The organism is Streptomyces sp. DT224 (assembly GCF_049844595.1).
Classification (GTDB): Bacteria; Actinomycetota; Actinomycetes; order Streptomycetales; family Streptomycetaceae; genus Streptomyces.
Genome location: NZ_JBNCLI010000004.1, coordinates 524,343 through 545,200, shown reverse-complemented (window position 1 = coordinate 545,200; position 20,858 = coordinate 524,343). Strand labels below are relative to the sequence as shown.

The following is a 20,858-nucleotide window of genomic DNA, read 5'->3' as shown; positions in this document are numbered from 1 at the left end:
TACCCCTTGAACGGAGAGAGATGACCACGACATCCGCACCCGACGAACTCCCAGGAGTGGCGATGCGCGAGGAGGCGTACGGAACGCTGCGCGCCTCGGCCGCGCTGTGGGCCGGCACCAGTGTGCTGATCACCAACCGGCGCGGGCAGGTGCTGCTCCAGCGGGTCAGCTACCGGCCCACCCGTCTGCTGCCCGGCGGAGCCGTCGAGAAGGGCGAGTCACCGGCCCGGGGCGCCGCCCGCGAGCTGGAGGAGGAGCTGGGCATCGCGGCGACCGTGGCCCGTGGGCTGGCCGTCGACTGGGTCTCTCCCGGCGGCCGGGCGACGCACCCGGCCATGCGTTTCCCGGGCGAAGTGCTGCACGTCTTCGACGGGGGTGTCTGGGACGACGAGCGCATCGCGGCCATCCGGCCCGCCCCGGGCGAGATCGACGGCGTCGAGTTCGCCGAACCCGCCGCCCTTCCCTCGCTGATGTCTCCCGACGATGCCCGCCGCGCCCTGTCCGCGCTCCGCGCCCGCATCAATGGCGCCGGGCCCGTGCTCCTGGAGGACGGGCTCCCGATCGCCCCCACTGTCCTCGACCGGGTCGGCGTCCTGCGCACCGCCCGGGCCTGTCACCACCTGCCCTTCCACCCCGCACCCGTGCCCGCCGGCCTCACGGTCCGCCAGTCCTGGGTCTGGGCCTTCGCCCCGGACGGACGCGTCCTCGTGCTCCTCGGGCCGGACACCGGCGCGCCCTGCCTGCCCGGCGGCACGCCGGAACCGGAGGACGGTGGAGACGCGCTGGCGACTGCCGTCCGGGAATGCCGCGAGGAGGCCATCGCGGAGCTCGGCGACACCCGCTACCTCGGGTATCTGTCCGACCCGTCCGGCCCCTGGGCGAGGGTCCGCTACGCCGCCACGCTCGCGAGCCTCGGCGAGGCCGCCGTGGATCCGGCCACCGGTCAGACGTACGTACGCGTCCTGGCCACCCCGGAGCAGGCCCTGGAGTTCTTCGACTGGGGGCCGTCCGAGTCGGCCGCGCAGCTCGCGGCCGCCCACCGGGGCCGCGTCATGCTCGGCATCCCCGAGGCCGCGCACCCCCGGCCCGTCACCGAGGTCACGCGCGCCACCGCCTGGTAGCGCTTCGCCCGTACCGATGGAGAATCCGATGGCCACCGCTCCCGTACCGCCTTCAGGGCCAGCCCCCACCGGGCACTGCCAGTGCCGCCACATCACGTACCGGGTGCTCTGCGACCCGATCGACACGCCTGTGTTTCCCTGATGCTTGAGTGAGCCTTTTCCAACCTCACGTTGAAGTGTGGCGAAGGCAAGGGCTGCCCGGGACCATCATTGCGATGCGATGCCACCTGCCGGAGGTAAGCGCGACCCGATCCGCTGCCTGCCCTTCGATCCTCGTCCGCGTCTCGCCCCTGGCAGGCGGTGCCACCACTGTCGCCCAGGGCTCGCTCCGGACCTCTGGAGCGGGCCACGCCAGCAGGCGAGGACATCACCCTGGCCGTCCGCCATGCCCGCCCGTGGAGACGCTCGGCCCGCGCCGGACTGTACGAGGGACTCACACCGCTGGAGGACCCGCGCAGTGAGATCCGTACGGCGTTCTGAGGACGCGCTCCTTCCCAGGCGCCGGCGTGGCGAGTAGGGCGACCTTCCCCGCCCCGGGCCCGGGGCGGGGAAGGTGCCGGGGTCAGCAGGGGCGGATGTGGAAGACGGGGGTCCAGGAGGCGGTGCCGGTGCCCTTGGCGACGTGGGACCAGCGTTCGCTGCCGTCGCTGTTGTAGAAGCGGGCGCGGGTTCCCGAGGTCTGGTTGTTATTGAAGGTGCCGTCGCCGACGCCGTTGAAGTCGTAGTAGCCGCAGCGGTAGTAGTCGTAGTTGACGCCGCGCCCGTCCGTGATGCACAGGTGGCCGTTGCCGCAGGCCAGGGCCGTGCCCGGCGAGGCCAGGTTACGGGTTTCGGCCTGTCCGGGGACCGGGAGTGTGGCGGTGCCCCCGGGAATGGCGAGGGTGTTCGCGGAGGTCTGGCGGGCCTGGGGCTCCTGCGCGCGGACCGCGTCGACCTGTCGCTGGAGCTCCCCGGTCTGCTGGTCGGTGAGGCCGGCGGCCCGCGCCTGCGCGGCGTAGGTCTGCTGACCGCTCGGGGCGGCGGGGGTCACGGCGTGGGCGGACAGGGCAGGACCGGCGATCAGGGCCGCCGCGGCGGCCATCAGTCCGGCGGAACGGCGGAACGGGACACGCTTCAAGGTCTTCTCCTCGGGTTGGCCGTGCGCCTCTTTGAGGTGCACGGCCAGCCTTTCCAACTGAGCGCCGTTTCAAGGGACATAGCGGCTAGGTTCACCGTTAAGTGGTGCAGATGCCTTTTTTCGCACGTGCAGGAATCCACCGAGCGTCTGTGTCAGTTCCGGCCGACGGCCTACGCGAGCACCCATCGGGGCGGGTGACCGGGCGCCCCCGGGCAGACGAAGACGTGCAGATCGCGGACCCGGCCGAAGCGGAGCCGCGTGGGCCGGGTGACTGAGACGCCACCCCGGATCGACGCCTTGCCCTTCAGTAGCGGGTCCCGGTCCTCCAGGGGCGCCCAGCTGTGCGAGCCGCCGTCCATCTCGCAGCCCTCAGCCGTCAGCAGGAGCTCCATGGACGTGCCGCAGGACGCGCAGTTGATGACCATCGGGCCCGTCGACGCCCAGCTGGGGTAGCCGCCGACACGCCAGCCGGGAGGGATCGACAGGTCGTACTGGTAGCTCGGGGCGTCGGATCCGTGTTCCGCCGCCTGCGCGTCGTCCCAGGCGTCGATGCGTGCGATCAGGGACGCGGGCAGCGCGTCGCCCTCCGCCCAGGGGTATATGTCCACTTCCTCCAGGTGCAGGACGCACGGTTCGGGGAGTTCGTCCTCCCACCGCAGCAGAGGCGGCTGAGGTGGCGCGGGGAGGAAGCGTTCCGCCTGCTCGGTCCGTGCGGCCTGTCGTCGGCGCAGGTGGTAGCCGCGTTCCAGGGACGGGCCGTGGGTGAACGGGCAGCGGAAGAGCTGCGCCAGGTCCGCGCCGCCGGGCCCGCAGGCGAGTCCCGGGATGTCGCGGCAAAAGAGCTGGGCCAGCCCCACGAAGGGCGCCGGGCCGTCGTCCGGGGCGGACTCTTCAGGCCACGGCGTGCTCGACGGCCATGTGCCTGCGGCCCGGGCACTGCGGATCTCCTCCGGCGCGTACCCCTCGGTCTCACGCCGGTGCGGCTCGTGGCAGAGCGGCCATGGTTCGTCCGCCGGCCACAGCATCGGCCCGCCGATATGGCTGTCGCGTATGCCGGGCCGCCCGGGTCTGGGGTGCAGCCGTGTCGTCCGGGCCCGGTAGGGGGCCAGCTCCGGGAACACCGCCTCCACGGACACCGGTCTGGCCGGCGTGGTCCTCGTCATGCCCGGTCCGTTTCGCGCAGGAACTCGCGGGCGCCCCGGAGCCGGGTGCGCAGCTTCCGCTGCGTGGCACGGCAGTCCCGTCGTACGTCGATACCGCCGGGCAGCCCCGTTTCGCAGCGGCGTGCGGAAGGCAGCCGTGCGGGGCCGAGGCCGTCGCGGCGGGCGATGAGCTCGGCCGGCCGGTGGCGGCTGAGGGCGTCCGGATCGCCGCCCATCGCATTGATCACCGCGGCCGGGGCCACCGCGTCGAGGAGCTCTGCCGGGCGGAGCGGGGCGCGTAGGTCCGGGCGGTGCCGCGCCGCACGGCCCGGGTCGCCCGGCCGGGAGCGGTACATGGCGGCCGGGGACCCGTCCATGGAGGCCGGTCGGCGTACCGGCTCGGCGCCCAGGAAGCCGCTGCCGCCGATGAGCAGGACAGTCATGCCGCCTCACGCTACAGGCGGCCGCCGAGGCGGCGCCCGCCTCACTCGGCCCGCCGTCGCCGAGCCTCCGGCGTCCCCTCCCGCACCGGCGCGCCCCCGGGCGGGCGGGCCGCACCAGGACACGGTCAGCCGACGGTCACCCAGGTCGCGACCGCCAGCGTGAGCGGAACGGGACACGCCACCGCACACAGCAACAGCGCACGCCGGGGCGGGGCCATGCGACGCACCGGCGGAACGAAGGCGAGTGCGGCCAGCAGCGCGGCTCCGCCGACCAGGCACGCCGCGTACGTCGCGAGGAACCCACCGGCCGCCGCGCCCGAAGCCGCTCCCCAGACGGAGACGATCCACACCAGGGAGGTCAGCCACGCCACCGACACGGCCGTGGCGGCGCCGAGCAGGGCCGTCGCCACGACAACTCCTGGCCGCACAGCGGAAGTCGACGGGGCAGGGCCCCACGGGGCCGGGGGCTTGGCTTGGGTCCGAGTATTCATGCCGCGATGATTCCCCGTAGCCGCCGGGCCCCTCATGAGCTGCGCTACTCAGCCGCACGCATGTCGTCGTACTCAGCCGCGCCCTGCGCAACTCGCCTTCGCCGCCGCGCGGTTCAGCCGGTCGGCAGCGTCGGCAGGTACCGGGGCGCGCGCCGGCCGTCCAGTCGGTGCTCCACCGCCGCGCCCAGGCAGAGCAGGTCGGCGTCCTGGTGGTTGCCCGCCATGAGGAGCAGCCCGACCGGCAGTTCGCCCACGAAACCGGCCGGCACCGACAGGGACGGGTATCCGGCGACGGCGGCGGGAGTCGACGACGGGATCACGTCGTTGTCGCCCCGGCCGCAGTCGGTGGTCCAGGCGGGCGGGTTCGCCGGGGAGGCGATCGCGTCCAGGTTGCGCTCGGTCATGACCTCGTCGATGGACCGGCGGGACAGGTTCGCCAGCTCGGCCCGCATCGCCAGGTATTTCGGGTCGGTGGTGGGCGGTGCGGTGAGGGCCTGCTCGAAGAGTTCCTGGCCGGCGAAGCAGGTCTGCTCCTGCGGTTGGGCCCGGTTGAACTCGATGAGCTCGGCCAGGTCGCGCGGCCCCTTCCGGGTCGCGAGGTACGCGTCGATGTCCCGATGGAACTCGCTGAGCAGCGCCGGGAATTCGAGTTCGGCCAGGCGTTCCTGATACGGCAGGTCCACCTCCACGATCTCGGCGCCCGCGGCACGCAGCCGTTCGGCGGTGCGCGTCATGAGGGCGTCCACCTCGGTGCCGAGCACCGGCAGGCGCCACAGCCCGATCCGCTTGCCGCGCAGTGCGCCGGGGCGGGCCGCCGCTGCCGCGAGGCCGGGGGCGGGGTCGCCGCCGCTGAGGACCGACAGGGTGAGCGCGGTGTCGATCACGTTCCGCGCCATGGGGCCTGCGGTGTCCTGTTCGGCGGAGATCGGGACGACGCCCGACCGGCTCACCACGCCGAGGCTCGGCTTGAGGCCGACGACGGCGTTCATCCCGGCGGGGCAGACGATGGAGCCGTCCGTCTCGGTGCCGATCGCCACCTGTGCCAGCGACGCGGCGAGCGCGGCGGCCGATCCGGCGGACGAGCCGCAGGGGTTGCGGTCCAGGACGTACGGGTTGTGGGTCTGACCGCCCACCGCCGACCAGCCCGATGTGGGTTTCGCCGCACGGAAGTTGGCCCACTCCGACAGATTGGCCTTGCCGAGGATCACCGCGCCGCCCGCCCGCAGCTTCGCGACCAGCTCCGCGTCGGCCGCCGGCGGCTTGCCGGCGAGGGCGAGCGACCCGGCGGTCGTCGGCATGTCACGGGTGTTCACGTTGTCCTTGAGCAGGACGGGGATGCCGTCCAGCGGGCCGCGCGTCCGGCCGAGGCGGTGCCTGATGTCACTGGCCACCGCTTGCCCCAGGGCCGTGGGGCTGGTGTGCAGGACCGCGTTGATCTTCGGGTCGACGGCCTTGATCCGCCGCAGGTAGGCGAGGGTCAGCCGGACCGAGGACAACGACCCGCGGGCCATGCGGGTCTGAAGCTCGGGGATGGTGACCGTGTCGAGGTCGATGCCGCCGACCAGCGTGGATTCGGCGGATCGTGCCGAGCCGCCGGGGCGGGACTGAGCGGCTGCCTGCGGACCGGGCGCCACCGCGGCCAAGGGGGCCACGACCAGGATCGTGGTCAGGGCCGCCATACTTCTCGTCTTCATGGCGGACACCCCACTACAGGCGCCAGGTTGGCACAAGATGCCCTCAGTTCGCGCACCGGGCGGCCCACCCCGCCAGCTGATCATCGACGGGTTGCACGCGCCCTTCCGGAGCAGCCTCAAGGCCGCGTACGGCAAGTACATCCGGCCGTGACCACCGGGCCGTCGCCGTCGACGGCCTCGTCGATGTCCGTGAGCAGGATGCGCAAGGGGCGGTCCATGTCGCCGAGGACGTAGATCCGTAGGTGCGCGGGAACCGCCAGGTGGGCCGCGCGGAGAAGTTGCCGGTTCGGCCCGGTCGGCTGCTGCTCGTACTGCCGGATCGCATCCCAGCAGCGCTGCCTGGCAGTCGGCCGCCCGTTGAGTGCTTCGATGCGGTCGGCGACTTCCAGGAGGAACCCTTCGGTGTCAGCGGTTCGCCGGAGCGGGACTCCCACTTCGACGGCGGGTCGGGAAGCGGTGGCGCCTCCGGGTCGGTCACCGTCCCACGGCCCCCTGCCGGCTTCCGCGAGACCGGCCAGGTCGGTCCGTTCGCCGCAGGTGATCCTTCCGTCGGCGAAGACGGCCAGGTCGTCGACGTAGTACCCGCCGCCCCTCTCGTTCCGCCGCCAGATGTGACACCAGGCCCCGTCAGTTCCTTCCCCGTCCACCATCCGATACGTCGGCCACCGCCATGTCATGGGCGCACGCTCTCGCCTCCGGCGCGCTCGTGGAACCGGCGCCGAAGTGCCGGGGCACCGCTTCCGCGCGGCGATGCGGTCGGCCTCGGCCGGGCGTGTGCCCCACCGCGCAATTTAGCTACCTTGACATAGGTATCGCTAGATACCTATGCTCGCCGGCGTGAGTCAGAACAGCGCGTCCGCGCAGAGCATCAGCCAGGTGGCCTCCGGCCTCGTGGCGTGCCTGCCCGCGCTGTCCCGTGCCCTGGACCGGCGCGTCGGGCAGGAATTCGCCGCCCCGAAGCCGCCGGAGGCGCAGCTCGCTCTGTTGCGGCATGTCGAGGCGCACGAGGGTGTCACGGTGCGCAGGGCCGCCGAGTCGTTGCTGATGAAGCCCAACAACGTCAGTGCGCTCGTCACGCAGCTCACCGAGCAAGGGCTCCTGGAGCGGCGGCAGGACGCCGCCGACAAGCGGGTCGCGCACCTGTATCTCACCGCGAAGGCGCGGCGGGAGCTGGCCGAGGTGCACCGGCTGATGAGTGCGCACATCGCCGGCGCGCTGCGGACCATGACCGACGGCGATCTGAAGGCTCTCGGCGCGGCGCTCGGGACGCTGAACTCACTCGCCGAGCGGCTGCACTACGACCAGTAGACCGTCCGTACGGCCGGTTTCCAGGGTGTGCTGCTTCGCACACACCCCTCTTCGCGCTGCCCTCCCTCCTCGTGGCGGCCGCCACCGTTTCTCCGCGCGTGCGTACCGGCACGCGCCCCTCCGAAGGACTGAACCGCCTTGCCCTCCGAAGTTCTCAGCTCCCCCGCGGCCCTGGCCGGGCCCCCCGCCGAGCCACGTCCGGGTGGCGTGCGCGCCAACCCGTGGCTGACCTTGATCGCCGTCGCCTTCGGGCTGTTCATGGTCGGTCTCGACGGCTCGGTCGTCTCCATCGCCAACCCCGAGATCGGCCGGGACCTCGGTGCCACCACAGCCGATCTGCAGTGGGTGACCAACTCCTATCTGCTGGCCCTGGCCGCCGCGCTGATTCTCGGCGGCAAGCTGGGTGACCGGTTCGGACGCCGCACCTTCTATCTGATCGGCGTCGCGGGCTTCACCGCCGCGTCCGTGGCCATCGGCCTGTCGGGCTCCATCGAGGGGGTCATCGCCTTCCGCGCGGTACAGGGATTCTTCGGCGCGCTGCTGATGCCCAACACGCTCGGGATGCTGCGCGCCGTCTTCCCGCCGCGGAAGTTCGGCATCGCGGTCGGCATCTGGGCCATGGTCTCCTCCGTCTCCACGGCTCTCGGGCCGATCGTGGGCGGCCTGTTGGTCGAGCACGTGAACTGGGAGTCGGTCTTCTACATCAACGCCCCGATCGGCGTCGTGGCCCTCGTCTTCAGCGTCGCCGTCCTGCCGCAGACCCGTAACACCGCCGCCGCGGGCGAGAAGTTCGACCTGCCGGGCGTCGTGCTGCTGGCCGTCGGCCTGCTCGCCATGGTGTTCGGTGTCGTCAAGGGCGAGACGTGGGGCTGGACCTCGGGCAGCACGCTCGGAGCCATCGGGGCAGGGGTCGCGGTGCTGCTGCTGTTCGGCTGGTACGAGACGCGGGCGGCGCGCCCGCTGCTGCCGATGCGCCTGTTCCGTAACCCGGCGCTGTCCATCGGCACCGTCATCACCGCGCTGAACTTCTTCATCCTGCTCGGCGTGATCTTCTTCGTCATGCTCTACCTGCAGAACGTGCGTGGCTTCACGCCGGTCCAGGCGGGCGTACGGACGCTGCCGCTCAGCCTCGCCTCGGTCGTCGCCTCTCCCCTGGGCGCCGTGCTCACCCAGCGGTTCGGGCCGCGCCTGACGATGCCGCTCGGCATGGCGCTGCAGGCCGCCGCCTGCTTCGTGATGCTCGGCTGGACCGCCACGTCCTCGTACGCCGCGCTGTGGCCGCCGTTCGTCGCACTCGGTCTGGGCGTCGGTATGGTCATGGCCTCCTCCTCCGACGCCATCGTCGGCAACGCGCCGGTCGAGGACGGCGGCGTCGCGGGCGGCCTGCAGGCCACCGCCCTGCAGATCGGCGGCGCCCTGGGGACCTCCGTTCTGGTGTCGCTCATCAGCAGCCGCGTCGGCTCCACGCTCACCGGTGAACTCACCGCGGCCGGCGTCCCCGCGCCCGACGCCCAGGGCTTCGCCGCGGCCAAGGACGCGGTCTCCATGGGCGTCGCCCCGGTCTCGGCGCGCATGCCGGAGCAGCTGAAGGACGCGGTGGCCGAGGGCAGCCACCAGGCGTTCATGAACGGCGTGCACACCGCCGCGCTCGTCTCCGCCGTACTGGCCGTCATCGGCATGCTCCTGGCGGTCACCGGCGTCCGGCGGGCACCCGAGGCGGGCCGGCACCAGGGGGCGGCCGAGGGATGACCGCATGAGGTAATGGGCCGATGAACGACTGCACGCACGACGTCAGGGGCCGGGCGGCCGGCGCGTCCGGCCCGGAGACGGCGGGGCGCGTGATCCGCCGGCGCCTGCGCGTGGTGCTGGCCGAGGACTCCGTCGTTCTGCGGGACGGCATGGTCGAGTTGCTCGGCGCACGCGGGTGTGAGGTGGTGGCCACCGCGGGCACGGCGCCGGGGCTGATCGACGCGGTGGCCGAACACCGGCCCGACGTGGCGGTGGTGGACATCCGGATGCCGCCCACCCAGACCGATGAGGGCGTCCCGCTGTCCGTCTCCGCGGGCCCGCGCGGCGCGGAGCCCTGCGGCGGCGGGGCCGGGATCTGTGGCGGCGGAGACGAGGAGCCTCTGCGGACCGTCGCGGCGCCCGCGCACTGACCCACTCGCCTCGCGCGGGCATCGACAACCAGCTCCCGCTCTCCCTGAGTAGCCGTACTCATGCGCGATGCACTGGCGTACGGGCACCCTGGGCCGAGCCCCCAACGGGCGCGGTGGGGCGGGAGGTGGCGTGTGTGAGGTATGGCGAGCCGTCAAAGGGTTTCCAGGTCGCGGCCGGATGCGTATGGATCGTCGTCGACGTGGCCCTGATCGGCTGGTTGCTGTTCCGCTACGGCATGACGGGGTGGTCGGACAGTTACGACGACCCCGTCAACGCGCCTGCCGCCCCTGCGGAGGCCCGACGCGCGGCGTGGATCGTCCTGGGCACCGCGGTCGTGAGCGGCGGGTTCCTTCTTCTCCGGCACTACTGGGTGACCGGCGTCCTGCAGGTTCTCGTTCTCGGCGCCGGAGCGGGGATGTTCGCGTTCTTCGCCGCACGCGGATAGGCACGGCGGAAACACGTTCGCGCCCGCCCGACGCCCGTTGCTACAAGTGGGGCATGGGAATATGGACCGACGCCTTCGTCGCACCCCCCGAGCCGGCACTCCTCCGTCCGGAGGCGTTCGGACGGCTGGCGGTCGAGTTGGCGCGCGAGCGTGTGGTGCGGACGCCGTGGACGCTGGTCGCCGGGCGGCTCTGTGTCAACGCGACTCTCAACTGGGGCGGCGTCAGCGGGCGGGCCAGGTGGGACAGGCCGCCCGTGGGTACGGTGCTGAGGACCGAGGAGTTTCCGTGGGACACGACGGAGCCCGACGACGAACCGCCGCCGTGGGGCCCGTCGCACGAGGAGGCGCGGCTGCTCGCCTCCGGTGAGAAGCTGCTCGATCTGCCGGTGGCGCTGCGTGCCGCCCCGTACGGGGTCGAGGACGTCGCCGTCGTCTTCGCCCACATGGACTTCGGCAACCGGGCGATCACCGACTACTTCGGGTCCGAGGACAGACGCACGACGCTGGCGTGCTTCGCCCTGGCCCGCCCGCAGAACCGGCCGTTGTCCGCGCACGCGCTCGGAGACATGGACGACGGACCGGTGCATCCCGTGCGCACCTGCGTGGTTCACACCTTCAAACACGCCAGGGGTTTCGAGGAGGGTGAACCCCTGCCCGCCCTCGCCTCCGTGACCGCCCGCTACTTCGGGCCCGACCAGGTGAGCGGCGGGACCTTGAGCTGAATCATCCGGTGACACCGGCGGCCCCGCACCCGATCCGGAGGCACGTGTGCGGGGCGGCGCGGAGTGACCGGGCCTCAGACTCCGGTCAGGTTGTACGTGCCCGTTCCGTCCTGCCGGCCGCTGGAGTACTGGCGGATGAACTCGCCGTCCGCGTAACGGTCGTGGCCCATCATGGAGCCGGTGTACTTGTTCTGCACTCCGATCGACGTGCTGCCGGGTACGTCGCGGTAGATGTAGAACCGCTGGAGGTCGTCCTCCGCGCAGGAGGCGGTCGTCAGGATCGCGCGTTCGCTGGACGCGTCCTGGTCGGCGATGGTCGCGCAGCCGCCGTTGCCCCAGTTCCACAGGGTCGCTTCGAGGACTCCGTTGCTCTCCGTCACGTCGCACAGGCGCCAGTTGTCCAGGTGGGCGCTGAAGATGGAGGAGGGCCGCAGGCGGACGCCGTCGTTCGCGAGGAGCGGCGCGCCCCAGGACAGGGGCTTGCCGGGTACTTCGATCTTGTAGACGGCGGACTGGCAGTCGAGGGCGGCCTGCGCGGCGGCCTTGGGCCGCTCGGCCGGAGCCGCGGGCTGGGCGACGTGGTTCTGGCCCTGTTTCGCCGTCGGGGCCACCGCGCCCGCCGGATGTGCGGCCTTCGCGGTGGGCGCGCCGCAGTCGAGGAGGGTCTGCGCCTTGGCCATGACGCTCCCCGCGGGAACCTGGTCCTGGCAGCGCACGGCACCCTCCTCAAGGGTGGTGTACGTGGTGAAGCTGCCGCTGCCGGGGCCCTCGGTCCACCGCAGCGCCCAGCTGCCGTCGGTCTGCTGGGCCCGGTTGCAGTTGAGGCTTCCGTAGGTTCCGGTGACCTTCTTGGTGCCCTTGTAGACGCCGTAATAGCCGGGCTGGTTGAAGTTCCAGGTCACGGCGTTCGACTCGGTGTTGGTGGTGGAGGACTCCATCTTCACGCTGAGGCCCACGCTCACGCCGGCCTTGTTGAGGGCGTCGACGGCGAAGCTCGCTTCGATCTTGTCGTCGAGGCCCACGGAGACCGTGATGGTGGTCGTCGTCGTGGTGGTGACGGCTTGCTCGCCGGTGGTGCCCTCGGTGACGTACCAGCCCTTGAAGTGAGTGATCGTCGGGGAGACTTCGGTGCTCTTGATGTACGGGTGGCGGGTGCCGAGGTCGGCCGCCGTACAGGCGTCGCCGGGCTGGTGCGAGGTCGCTCCGGCGGGCGCCGCGGCAGCCGGCGCGGCGGCGGGGCCGATCGCGGTGACCGCCAGGGCCGTCGCGGTGGCGGTCACCGCGATCAGCGCACCGACAGTGCGGCTGCCGGAGCGTAAGCGTGTGGCTCGCATCGTTACGTGTTCCCCCTCGGGTGTACGAGTCAGGTCGGGGTGAATGTAACGGCCACTTGGGTTGCGACGTGAGGGCGTAACTGGCCAGAGACGTGCCGTGCGCCCGGTTCCGGCTGTACGTACGGTCGCACTCCGGCGCTCCCGGGTCTCGCGCGGCACGCGACGGCTCACGAGGGCCGGGGCTGCCGGGCCTTCCGCGCTTCGTGGCGACCGCTGACGACCGCGCGGACGGCCCGGTCGCCGCAGGGGTCGGCCATCAGCCGGGCGATGTCCCACCAGCGCAGCAGCAGCGCCGGGAAGTGTGGCGGGATCGCCTTCAGGTGGTCCTGGTCGAACCGTGCGCGCACGCTCTCGTGGCGCAGGGCGGCCCGGATGTCCCAGAAAGATGGCGGCCTGTGCCGTATCGCTGGCGGCAGCGCCGCCTCGTACTCCGGCGCCAGCCTGCCGCCCGGCTGGGCCAGGACGTTGCCGCGCAGCGCGGACGCGACGTCGTCCTCCAGCTTCTCCTGGGCCTGCACGGCGCGCCCCCACCAGTGGTCCAGGAAGGCGGCGACGGCCTCCGGATCGGCCAGGTCGAGGGCGTCGCGCCGCACGTCGAACGCGTCGCGCTCGTCGTGGGGCAGGGCTTCCCGGATCGCGCCGAGGGTCTTGGCGGGATGGCGCGGCGGGGCCTGGCCGAGGTGGCGTATCCACTCGTCGCGGGACTCCCCGTCGGGCGGTCCCCACACGAGGGCCCCACGCAGCATGCCGGGTTTCTCCGGGCCCGCCGCCGTCAGGGGTGCTTCGAGGCTGACCGCCATGAGTTCGAGGTAGGCGGCCAGTGACGTGTACTCGCGTTCGCGGTCCCCGTATCTGCTCCAGCGGCGGACCTCGCCGGTCCGGCCGTCGAGGAAGAGGCCGACGACGGTGTGGTCCGGGCCGCGGGAGCAGAACGGGATCCACCAGGGCTCCCAGAACGCCGGGCCGTCCTCGCCGAGCTCCTTCTCGACCTCCATCTGCCGGCGGTGGACCTCGGCCACCGCGTCGAGCGGCATGAGGGTCCAGCCGCCCAGCATGAGCCCCGTGCCGTTCACGCCGTCCTCACCGGCGGACAGCCGCCACAACGCCTTGAGCTCCGCCGGGAGGGCGGCGCCCGCGACCGCTTCCAGCTCGGCCATCTCCTCGTCGGATGCGCCGGGCCGGAGAGCCGCGTACGACGGCGGGGTGTACTCGGCCAGCCATTCCAGGATCTGGGCCCAGGCCCGGGTGACCCGTGCGTCCGCCGGTGCGTCAGTAGTCATGGTTCCACGCTCCCATCGCGCTCCGGCCCGTCCTGCGGCGGGGTCCGGTCAACGGCCCTGCGCATGTAGGCCATTCGCCCTTGAAGAATCGATTCGACGTTCCCCGGTCGGGGGAAGCCGTGTTGGTTCGCCGCCGGCCGGGGCATCCCTGGCACCGACCCGAAGGACAACAAGAAAGAGGTCGATCCCCGGTGTCCCTTCGCTCTCTCACCAAGGCTCTCGGCGCAACAGCCGGCGCGGCCGTGCTTCTCGTGGCCGTGCCCGGCTCGGCGTCGGCCGCGACCGGCCAGTTCCGGTACTCCTACACCACCGCGGACGGGTACGAGGCCGTCGGCTTCCTCAACAACCCCGAGAGCGGCCGGTGCGTCAACCTGGACGCGCCCGCGTCCGTGCCCGGGGCCCCCTCCCGGGCACCCAAGAACCTCACGGACGCGACCGCCATCGTCTTCCTGGACGCCGACTGCGAGGGTGACACCTACTACGTCCTGCCGCCCGGCAGGGGGGCTTCCGACCGCCTGCTCCTGAGGTCGGTCGTCTTCTCCTGAGCACCTGGCCGAGGGGCTGTGTCCGGATGCCACGGGCGCAGCCCCCAGGGGCCTGCCGGTGCGGGCCGGGCGGGCTCGGTGTAGAGAGGAGTCATGCCGCAGTACGCCGAAAGACGCCGCCGGCCGCTGCGTGGAGGCCGGGCGCTGCTCGCTGTCCCCATCGGCTGGATCGTCGCGGTCTTCCTGATCGACGTCCTCGCACCGCCCGGCATCCATCTGGGGCCGCTGCTCGTGGCGGCCCCGGCGATCACCCCCTCGATCGGCGGCCCCCGGGCGGTCGGGTTCGTGGCCGCGCTGGCGGTGATCGCGCAGGCGGCGGTCGGGGTGCTGCGCGACCCGGACGAACTGCTCTCGGCCAACCACGAGGCGCAGACCGTCGCTCTGGCACTGGTCGGGATCTGCCTCGTCGTCTTCTGCGTCCTGCGGGAGCGCCGCGCCCGGGAGCTGGCGCAGGTGCGATACGTCTCCGAGGCGGTCCAGCGGGTCGTCCTGCCCCCGCTGCCCCGGCGTCTGGGGCCGTTGCGCGCCGCCTCGCTCTACCTCGCCGCGGAGGCCGAGGCGCAGATCGGCGGGGACCTGTACGCGGCGGCGCGCACCGATACGGGAACGCGGCTGATCATCGGTGACGTACGCGGCAAGGGGGTGGGCGCGGTCAGCGACGCGGCGCTGCTGCTCGGCGCGTTCCACGCCGCGGCCCGTCACCGGACGAGCCTGGACGAGTTGGTCGCCTATCTGGACGAGAGCGTGTCCTGGGGGCTGCCCGAGCCGGACGGGCGCGGCCCCGGGGAGTCGTTCATCACCGCCACCGTTCTGGACATCCCCGACCGGCACGACCGCGTGCACATGGTCTCCTGCGGGCATCCTCCGCCGGTGGTCCTGCGCGACGGACGGCCGCTGACAATGGACGCCGCCTCGCCCGCTCCCCCGCTGGGGCTGGGTGGCCTGGCGCAACCACGCTATCCCATCGACAGCTTCGGGTTCGTACCCGGCGACCTTCTGCTGCTGTACACCGACGGTGTGACCGAGGCCCGCGACGCCTCCCGCGCCTTCTACCCGCTCGCGGAACGGGTCACCGGGTGGGCCGAGGCCGACCCCGACGCCTTCATCGACCGGTTCCGCGACGATCTGCTGCGGTACGTCGGCGGGCGTCTGGACGACGACGCGGCCATGATCGCGATCGGGTACGCCTCCGCCCCGGGGCCTGACTTCGACGCCTCGCCGGACCGCCCCGCCGCGGTGGCCCCGGACAACCGGGTGGGCGACGGCACCGGGCCGGTCGGTCCGGGCGCCCCCGCCACCTGACCTTCGCCGGCCGGGCGCCACGAGGGGGCCTGCCCGTGACCGGGCCGGGACGGCGGTCGCGTCGAGACCGAGGACCGCGCGGACCAGGTCGGCGGTGACGACGCCGGACGGCGGAGCCTCGGCGGCGGCACGCCCGTCGCGCATGGCGATGAGGTGGGCGGCGCAGCGCGCGGCAGACACATCGTCAGGTGGATCCGGCCGCCGGACGCCGCCGGTGGTCACCGACGACTTCGTACCGCCCCGCCCACCCCGGCCGGCGAGGTGCGCCAGGGCGCGCCGTGGCCCGGCAGCACCCAGGAGGCGGACAGACCGGCGATCCGGTCCAGCGAGGTGAGCGCCTGCTCCGGGTCGTCCGTGAAGGGCGCCGGCTGGGGGCCCGTGCGCCCGGTCAGGACATGCCGCGTGGTCAGGGCGTCCCCCACGAAGACCGCGTCGGCCTGCGGGACGTGCACGGCCACGCTCCCCGGGGAATGCCCGGGCATGCCCACGATCACCGGGCTGCCGGGCAGGTCGAGGACATCGCCGTCGGCGATCTCCGTGACCGCTCCGACGTAACGGGGGCGCAGCCCGTTCTTGCGGAGGGAGTATCCGAGGAAGCCGAGGGCGGGTCCGGGGCGCATGGGGCCGACGGCGACCTTGGGCTTCTCCCCCGTACGGGCCCGGAGCGCGTCGTCGGCGTGGACGAACACCGGTACGCCGTAGCTGGTGCGGAGGCGTTCGGCGAAGCCGATGTGGTCCGAGTCGCCGTGGGTCAGCACGATCCCGCGGATGTCGGCGGCGGACTTGCCCAGGGCGCGGAGTTCGCGCCGAAGGTCCCGCCAGTGGCCGGGCAGTCCGGCGTCGACGAGGGTGATGCCCTCGTCGGTGTCGACGAGGTAGCAGGACACGATGTCGTTGCCGAGACGGTGCAGGTGGGGTGCGAGTTTCATGGGTCTTCCTCAGGGAACGGGGTCAGGACTTTACGGACACGGGCCGGCTCATCAGGGCGTGCAGTGCGGTGATGACCTGGCGGCGGGGGGGGATCGGTGAAGTCGCGGACCATGTCCGTGACCAGGCTCGCCACCGAGGTCACGGTGGCTCCCGCCGCCTCGATGCGGCGCAGCGCCGCCGTCTCCGTGCGCTCGGACATGCCGCCGCACGCGTCGACCGGGACGATCACGTCGTACCCGTCGGCCCGGGCGTCGAGCGCGGTGTGCAGCACCACGATCTCGGAGGTCACTCCGCAGAGGACCAGGGTGTCGCGGCCCCTGGCCGCCACCGCATCGCGCCAGGGCCGGTCGTCCCAGCAGGACGGCCCGCCGCGCACGTACGGGGCCGCTTCGGGGAGTTCGGCGATGGTGCCCGGGCCGCCTGGCCGGGGTGCGGCCGACACGCTGAACGGGATGTCGAGCGCCTGGGCGACCTGGCCGAGGACTCCCGCCGAGCGCCTGATGGCCGCCGGGCTGTTCGTGCGGCTCAGAGCCACGATGCTGTCCTGCAGGTCGGCGAAGACCACCTGCACGGTACGAGGGTCGATCACTGTTCTCGCCTCAAATCATTCACGGCCTGAATGGTTCGAGGAAGGTAGCATGTTGTCCGTGAACGACGTCAAGTGGACCGAGACGCTGAGCTTTCGCCTGGGGACCCTGGGCGCGCTCATCTCCGATCAGTACGCGGAGGCTCTGGCCGAAGTCGGTCTGAAGCCCAAGCACGTCGGTGTACTGGGCGTCCTCGATGCGGGGCTGGCCGCCTCGCAGCTGGAGATCGCCCGGCTGATGCGGGTGGCCCCGAGCCTCGTCGTGTCCCTCGCCGACCACCTGGAGTCCAAGGGCGCGATCAAGCGGCTGCGCGATCCGGCCGACCGCCGCCGTCAGATCCTCAGCCTCACAAGCGAGGGCCGCGAACTCCTCGGACGGTGCACGGCCTCGGCGCTCGCGATCGACGCGCGCCTGGACGCCGGCCTCACCCCGCCCCAGCAGGCCGCGCTCCGTGACGCACTCGGCCGCCTGGCAGTGATGTACGGCCTTCCGGTACGCGAATAGCACGTGGCCTGCTAGCGGGCTTCCGGGACGTACTCCGAACGGCGGACGCGCGGGGCGACACGCCGTCATGAACGCCGCATCCACCGGCGACCGGGGTGAGATCGCCCGATACGCGTTCCGGCAGGAGGCCGGCACGCGTGCGAGAGCGAAGAGGGGGCCCCGCATGCCCGGACCGTCGGAGGGGGAGGCCGCGTGAAGGCCGTCCCGGGGCCCACCGGCCATGTCGTCGTGGTGGGCGCGGGCCTGTCCGGGCTGGCCTGTGCCCTGCATCTGCTGGGGGCGGGCCGCCAGGTCACCCTGGTCGAACGGGACGCGGGTCCCGGAGGCCGGGCGGGCAGGGTGCGGCTCGGCGGGTTCGAGATCGACACCGGTCCCACGGTGCTGACCATGCCGCACCTGGCCGACGAGGCGTTCGCCGCCGTGGGTGACAGCCTGCACCGCCGGGTCGAACTGACGGCCCTGCATCCGGCGTACCGGGCCTGCTTCGCGGACGGGTCCTCGCTGGACGTGCACACCGACGGTGAGGCGATGGAGGCCGAGGTGCGGCGTTTCGCCGGCCCGGCGGAGGCGGCGGGCTACCGCGACCTGAGGCGGTGGCTGGAGCGCCTGTACCAGGCGCAGATGAGTCGCTTCATCGACACGAACTTCGACTCGCCGTTCGGGCTGCTGCACCCGGACCTGGCCCGGCTCGCGGCACTGGGCGGGTTCGGACGTCTCGACGCCCGGATCGGCCGCTTCCTTTCGGACGAACGTCTGCGGCGGGTCTTCTCGTTCCAGGCGCTGTACGCCGGTGTGGCCCCGGCCAGGGCGCTCGCGGCCTACGCCGTGATCGCCTACATGGACACCGTGGCCGGTGTCTGGTTCCCGAAGGGCGGGATGCACGCCCTCCCCCGGGCCATGGCCGACGCGGCGGCGGATGCGGGCGCCGATCTGCGGTGGGCGGCCGAGGTGAGCGCGTTGGAGCGTTCGGCGGGGCGGGTACGGGCCGTGCGCCTGGCGTCCGGCGAGCGCGTCGCGTGCGACGCGGTGGTGCTGACGTGCGAACCGGCCGCCGCCTACCGGCTGCTGGGGCGCCGCCCGCTGCGCCCGGCACGGCCGCGCCACTCCCCGTCCGCCGTGGTCCTGCACGCCGGTACCGACCGGACCTGGCCGCACCTCGCACACCACACCCTCTCCTTCGGCGCCGCATGGGAGCGGACGTTCGAGGAGCTGACCCGTACGGGCGCGCTGATGAGCGACCCCTCGCTGCTGATCACGCGCCCCACGGCGCACGATCCGTCCCTGGCGCCCCCGGGCCGCCATCTGCACTACGTCCTCGCCCCGTGCCCCAACACCACGACCGGTCCCCCGGCCACCGCTTGGGCGGACCTCGGCCCGCGCTACCGCGACACCCTGGTCCGTGAACTCGAACGCCGGGGTCTGGACGGGTTCGCGGACAGCATCGAGGAGGAGCTTCTGGTGACCCCGCTCGACTGGACGGCCCGGGGCCACGCCGCCGGCAGTCCGTTCTCCCTGTCCCACACCTTCGCCCAGACCGGTCCCTTCCGTCCGCGCAACCTCGTGCGGGGGACGGAGAACGCGGTCCTGGCGGGATGCGGCACGACACCGGGCGTCGGCGTGCCGACAGTGCTCATCAGCGGCAAGCTGGCCGCCGCGCGGATCACCGGCGTCGCCGGACCGCGGCCCCGCCGGGTGCGCACGGGCCCTTCCGCCCTGGTCCGGGCAGGTGCCGATGACCCGTCGTGAACTGGACGCGGCCGGTATCACCGACCCCGGGCTGCGCACCGCGTACGCCCGGTGCCGGCAGCTCAACGCCCGCCACGGCCGTACGTACTTCCTGGCCACCCGGCTTCTGCCGCCCGAACGGCGGTCCGCCGTGCACGCCCTGTACGGCTTCGCCCGCTGGGCCGACGACATCGTCGACGACCTGGACCGGCACCGGACGCCCGCCGAGCGCGACCGGCTGCTGCTGCGTCTGGAGAGCGACCTGGCGCACGGGCTGAGGACCGGCACGGGCGACGAACCGGTGGTCCGGGCGGTCGCCGACACCGCCGCCCGGTACGGCATCGGGCACGACCTGTTCGCCGACTTCCTGTCCTCGATACGCGCCGACCTGACCGTCAGCCACTACCCCACCTATGCCGACCTGCAGACCTACGTGCACGGTTCGGCCGCGGTGATCGGTCTGCAGATGCTGCCGGTGCTCGGTACGGTCGTGCCCCGGCAGGAGGCCGAGCCGCACGCGGCGGCGCTGGGCGTGGCGTTCCAGCTCACCAACTTCGTGCGGGACGTGGGCGAGGACCTCGACCGGGGCCGCGTCTACCTGCCCGGCGATCTGCTGTCCGCCCACGGCGTGGACAGGGCGCTGCTGGAGTGGAGCCGGCGCACCGGGCGCGGCGACGCGCGCATCCGGGCCGCGCTGGTGGCCGCGACGGAGCTGACGCGCGGGGTGTACCGGACGGCGGAGCCGGGCATCGGCATGCTCGATCCACGAGTGCGCCCCTGTATCCGCGCGGCGTTCACGCTCTACGGCGGAATCCTCGACGCGGTCGCCGAGCAGGACTACCGCGTCCTGCACCGCCGTGCGGTGGTCTCCCGGCGACGGCGGGCCGCCACGGCCGCCGTCGGGGTGCTGCGCGTGACCGGGGCACGGTGGCGTGCGCGCGATCGTGGCCGGGCGTCGGCCCACGGCCCGGAAGCCGAGCGGAAGGAGCCGGTGCGGTGAGCCGGCGGAACGGGAAGCGGTGGTCGCCGCCGCTGCGGCTGCGGCGCTCCGGCGCCGACTGGGCGGCGCAGGAGCCCACTTGGCGCGAGGCGCGCCCCGCGCTCGTCGCCGGGGCGCTGAAGCGGGCCATGACACGCCCGTCCGGCAACTGGTACGTGGTGGGCGCCTCGCGCGAGGTGCGCGTCGGTGAACGCCCGTACGGCCGGACGGTCGGCGGCACGGAGGTCGTGCTGTGGCGGACGGACGGCGGTGAGCCGCGCGCCGGGTCCGGTGTCTGCCCGCACCTGGGCGCACCGCTGCGGGACAGCCGGGTGGTGTGCGGCACGCTGGTGTGCCACTGGCACGGACTCGCCCTGGACGGCGCCCCGTTCGCCGGCTGGCAGCCCTTTCCGGTGTACGACGACGGCGTACTCGTGTGGGTGCGGCTGGACGAGGTGGGGGGCGAGGAGCCCACCGAGCGGCCGGTGGTGCCGGTACGGCCCGCGCGCGAAGGCGCGGTGGACGCGGTGTTCACGGCGGCCGGGCGGTGCGAACCGCAGGACGTGGTGGCCAACCGGCTCGACCCGTGGCACGGTTCGTGGTTCCACCCGTACTCGTTCATCGATCTGTCGGTGGTGCGTGAACCGCGGGGAGACGAGGACGACGCCTTCGTGGTGGACGTCTCCTTCCGGGTGGCGGGGCGCCTGGTGGTACCGGTGCGGGCCGAGTTCACGGCGCCGGGGCCGCGTACCGTCGTCATGCGCATCACGGACGGCGAGGGCGTGTCCTCCGTCGTGGAGACGCACGCGACGCCCCTGACCCGGCCGGATCACGCGCGCCCGCGCACCGCCGTCGTCGAGGCGACGATCGCCACCTCGGACCGGCCGGGCTTCGCGGTCGCGCGGGCCGCCGCCCCGGTGCTGCGGCCGCTGATGCGCCGCACGGCCGGGCGGTTGTGGGTGGACGACCTGGCGTACGCGGAGAGGCGCTGGGCGCTGCGCAGCACCGGGCGCTTCCCGGGCTGACGGG

At 72.9% G+C, this 20,858-nt stretch carries 22 protein-coding genes; 12 read left to right on the top strand and 10 right to left on the bottom strand.

What is annotated here, in order from left to right; all coding sequences use genetic code 11:
* Window positions 1-20 precede the first annotated feature (20 nt).
* Window positions 21-1,121, top strand: coding sequence for an NUDIX hydrolase (locus tag ACLQ2N_RS12790; protein ID WP_425812206.1), 1,101 nt, complete (start codon window positions 21-23; stop codon window positions 1,119-1,121).
* 562 nt (window positions 1,122-1,683) lie between these two features.
* Here the strand turns inward: ACLQ2N_RS12790 and ACLQ2N_RS12785 are convergent.
* From ACLQ2N_RS12785 to ACLQ2N_RS12760, 6 genes are all read right to left on the bottom strand, one after another.
* Window positions 1,684-2,238, bottom strand: coding sequence for a hypothetical protein (locus ACLQ2N_RS12785; protein WP_425812204.1), 555 nt, complete (start codon window positions 2,236-2,238; stop codon window positions 1,684-1,686).
* A 170-nt stretch (window positions 2,239-2,408) separates the two neighbouring features.
* Entirely contained in the window at window positions 2,409-3,374 is a 966-nt protein-coding gene (locus ACLQ2N_RS12780; RefSeq protein ID WP_425812367.1) for a hypothetical protein, read from the bottom strand.
* Between the two features lie 23 nt (window positions 3,375-3,397).
* A complete protein-coding gene (locus ACLQ2N_RS12775; protein ID WP_425812202.1) occupies window positions 3,398-3,823 on the bottom strand; it encodes a hypothetical protein in 426 nt (141 codons plus the stop codon).
* Between the two features lie 125 nt (window positions 3,824-3,948).
* Entirely contained in the window at window positions 3,949-4,233 is a 285-nt protein-coding gene (locus ACLQ2N_RS12770) for a hypothetical protein (protein WP_425812200.1), read from the bottom strand.
* Window positions 4,234-4,427: 194 nt separating this feature from the next.
* Window positions 4,428-6,008 (bottom strand): amidase family protein, encoded by a 1,581-nt coding sequence (locus ACLQ2N_RS12765; protein WP_425812198.1) that lies wholly within the window; start codon window positions 6,006-6,008, stop codon window positions 4,428-4,430.
* 116 nt (window positions 6,009-6,124) lie between these two features.
* Window positions 6,125-6,685: a DUF7639 domain-containing protein gene (locus tag ACLQ2N_RS12760; RefSeq protein WP_425812196.1), complete on the bottom strand. Its 561-nt coding sequence runs from the start codon at window positions 6,683-6,685 to the stop codon at window positions 6,125-6,127.
* A gap of 160 nt (window positions 6,686-6,845) precedes the next feature.
* Here ACLQ2N_RS12760 and ACLQ2N_RS12755 point away from each other — a divergent pair, with 160 nt between their 5' ends.
* The 5 genes from ACLQ2N_RS12755 to ACLQ2N_RS12735 all read left to right on the top strand — a co-directional run bounded on the left by ACLQ2N_RS12755 (window position 6,846) and on the right by ACLQ2N_RS12735 (window position 10,643).
* The gene (locus ACLQ2N_RS12755) at window positions 6,846-7,316 is read left to right on the top strand and encodes a MarR family winged helix-turn-helix transcriptional regulator (RefSeq protein WP_425812194.1); all 471 of its coding nucleotides are present in this window, start codon (window positions 6,846-6,848) and stop codon (window positions 7,314-7,316) included.
* 138 nt (window positions 7,317-7,454) lie between these two features.
* Window positions 7,455-9,065, top strand: coding sequence for a DHA2 family efflux MFS transporter permease subunit (locus ACLQ2N_RS12750; RefSeq protein WP_425812192.1), 1,611 nt, complete (start codon window positions 7,455-7,457; stop codon window positions 9,063-9,065).
* A gap of 20 nt (window positions 9,066-9,085) precedes the next feature.
* Window positions 9,086-9,475, top strand: coding sequence for a response regulator transcription factor (locus ACLQ2N_RS12745; protein WP_425812190.1), 390 nt, complete (start codon window positions 9,086-9,088; stop codon window positions 9,473-9,475).
* Between the two features lie 134 nt (window positions 9,476-9,609).
* Window positions 9,610-9,921 carry a hypothetical protein gene (locus ACLQ2N_RS12740; RefSeq protein ID WP_425812188.1) on the top strand — a complete coding sequence of 104 codons (312 nt, stop codon included), beginning with the start codon at window positions 9,610-9,612 and terminating at the stop codon, window positions 9,919-9,921.
* 53 nt (window positions 9,922-9,974) lie between these two features.
* The gene (locus ACLQ2N_RS12735) at window positions 9,975-10,643 is read left to right on the top strand and encodes a hypothetical protein (protein ID WP_425812186.1); all 669 of its coding nucleotides are present in this window, start codon (window positions 9,975-9,977) and stop codon (window positions 10,641-10,643) included.
* 74 nt (window positions 10,644-10,717) lie between these two features.
* Here the strand turns inward: ACLQ2N_RS12735 and ACLQ2N_RS12730 are convergent, their stop codons facing one another.
* Together ACLQ2N_RS12730 and ACLQ2N_RS12725 are read right to left on the bottom strand one after the other, a co-directional pair.
* Window positions 10,718-11,977 carry a hypothetical protein gene (locus tag ACLQ2N_RS12730; RefSeq protein ID WP_425812184.1) on the bottom strand — a complete coding sequence of 420 codons (1,260 nt, stop codon included), beginning with the start codon at window positions 11,975-11,977 and terminating at the stop codon, window positions 10,718-10,720.
* 167 nt (window positions 11,978-12,144) lie between these two features.
* Window positions 12,145-13,257, bottom strand: a complete 1,113-nt coding sequence (locus ACLQ2N_RS12725; RefSeq protein ID WP_425812182.1) for an SMI1/KNR4 family protein — start codon at window positions 13,255-13,257, stop codon at window positions 12,145-12,147.
* A gap of 191 nt (window positions 13,258-13,448) precedes the next feature.
* Here ACLQ2N_RS12725 and ACLQ2N_RS12720 point away from each other — a divergent pair, with 191 nt between their 5' ends.
* Together ACLQ2N_RS12720 and ACLQ2N_RS12715 are read left to right on the top strand one after the other, a co-directional pair.
* Window positions 13,449-13,802, top strand: a complete 354-nt coding sequence (locus ACLQ2N_RS12720; protein ID WP_425812180.1) for a hypothetical protein — start codon at window positions 13,449-13,451, stop codon at window positions 13,800-13,802.
* A 93-nt stretch (window positions 13,803-13,895) separates the two neighbouring features.
* Complete coding sequence (locus tag ACLQ2N_RS12715; RefSeq protein WP_425812178.1) at window positions 13,896-15,104, top strand: PP2C family protein-serine/threonine phosphatase; 1,209 nt, start codon at window positions 13,896-13,898, stop codon at window positions 15,102-15,104.
* A 218-nt stretch (window positions 15,105-15,322) separates the two neighbouring features.
* Here the strand turns inward: ACLQ2N_RS12715 and ACLQ2N_RS12710 are convergent, their stop codons facing one another.
* Together ACLQ2N_RS12710 and ACLQ2N_RS12705 are read right to left on the bottom strand one after the other, a co-directional pair.
* Window positions 15,323-16,033, bottom strand: coding sequence for an MBL fold metallo-hydrolase (locus ACLQ2N_RS12710; protein ID WP_425812176.1), 711 nt, complete (start codon window positions 16,031-16,033; stop codon window positions 15,323-15,325).
* On the bottom strand, window positions 16,030-16,623 hold the full coding sequence (locus tag ACLQ2N_RS12705; RefSeq protein WP_425812174.1) for an isochorismatase family protein: 594 nt from the start codon (window positions 16,621-16,623) through the stop codon (window positions 16,030-16,032). Before ACLQ2N_RS12705 ends, ACLQ2N_RS12710 begins: the two co-directional genes overlap by 4 nt.
* Before the next feature lie 49 nt (window positions 16,624-16,672).
* On the opposite strand from ACLQ2N_RS12705, the gene ACLQ2N_RS12700 reads away from it, so the two are divergent.
* The 4 genes from ACLQ2N_RS12700 (at window position 16,673) to ACLQ2N_RS12685 (ending at window position 20,854) form a co-directional block, all read left to right on the top strand.
* Window positions 16,673-17,125, top strand: coding sequence for a MarR family winged helix-turn-helix transcriptional regulator (locus tag ACLQ2N_RS12700; RefSeq protein WP_425812172.1), 453 nt, complete (start codon window positions 16,673-16,675; stop codon window positions 17,123-17,125).
* 192 nt (window positions 17,126-17,317) lie between these two features.
* On the top strand, window positions 17,318-18,871 hold the full coding sequence (gene crtI / locus ACLQ2N_RS12695) for a phytoene desaturase family protein (protein ID WP_425812170.1): 1,554 nt from the start codon (window positions 17,318-17,320) through the stop codon (window positions 18,869-18,871).
* Window positions 18,858-19,850 (top strand): phytoene/squalene synthase family protein, encoded by a 993-nt coding sequence (locus ACLQ2N_RS12690; RefSeq protein WP_425812168.1) that lies wholly within the window; start codon window positions 18,858-18,860, stop codon window positions 19,848-19,850. The genes crtI and ACLQ2N_RS12690 overlap by 14 nt, the downstream gene beginning before the upstream one ends.
* The gene (locus tag ACLQ2N_RS12685) at window positions 19,847-20,854 is read left to right on the top strand and encodes a DUF5914 domain-containing protein (RefSeq protein ID WP_425812166.1); all 1,008 of its coding nucleotides are present in this window, start codon (window positions 19,847-19,849) and stop codon (window positions 20,852-20,854) included. The genes ACLQ2N_RS12690 and ACLQ2N_RS12685 overlap by 4 nt, the downstream gene beginning before the upstream one ends.
* Window positions 20,855-20,858: the final 4 nt, after the last annotated feature.

Excerpts from the sequence above, each read along its gene's own strand:
- ACLQ2N_RS12790 (WP_425812206.1), top strand. The coding sequence starts at position 21 with ATGACCACGACATCCGCACCCGACGAACTCCCAGGAGTGGCGATGCGC.
- ACLQ2N_RS12760 (WP_425812196.1), bottom strand. The coding sequence starts at position 6,685 with ATGACATGGCGGTGGCCGACGTATCGGATGGTGGACGGGGAAGGAACT.
- ACLQ2N_RS12730 (WP_425812184.1), bottom strand. The coding sequence starts at position 11,977 with ATGCGAGCCACACGCTTACGCTCCGGCAGCCGCACTGTCGGTGCGCTG.
- ACLQ2N_RS12775 (WP_425812202.1), bottom strand. The coding sequence starts at position 3,823 with ATGACTGTCCTGCTCATCGGCGGCAGCGGCTTCCTGGGCGCCGAGCCG.
- ACLQ2N_RS12735 (WP_425812186.1), top strand. The coding sequence starts at position 9,975 with ATGGGAATATGGACCGACGCCTTCGTCGCACCCCCCGAGCCGGCACTC.
- ACLQ2N_RS12715 (WP_425812178.1), top strand. The coding sequence starts at position 13,896 with ATGCCGCAGTACGCCGAAAGACGCCGCCGGCCGCTGCGTGGAGGCCGG.
- ACLQ2N_RS12725 (WP_425812182.1), bottom strand. The coding sequence starts at position 13,257 with ATGACTACTGACGCACCGGCGGACGCACGGGTCACCCGGGCCTGGGCC.
- ACLQ2N_RS12745 (WP_425812190.1), top strand. The coding sequence starts at position 9,086 with ATGAACGACTGCACGCACGACGTCAGGGGCCGGGCGGCCGGCGCGTCC.
- ACLQ2N_RS12710 (WP_425812176.1), bottom strand. The coding sequence starts at position 16,033 with ATGAAACTCGCACCCCACCTGCACCGTCTCGGCAACGACATCGTGTCC.
- ACLQ2N_RS12690 (WP_425812168.1), top strand. The coding sequence starts at position 18,858 with ATGACCCGTCGTGAACTGGACGCGGCCGGTATCACCGACCCCGGGCTG.
- ACLQ2N_RS12700 (WP_425812172.1), top strand. The coding sequence starts at position 16,673 with ATGTTGTCCGTGAACGACGTCAAGTGGACCGAGACGCTGAGCTTTCGC.
- ACLQ2N_RS12765 (WP_425812198.1), bottom strand. The coding sequence starts at position 6,008 with ATGAAGACGAGAAGTATGGCGGCCCTGACCACGATCCTGGTCGTGGCC.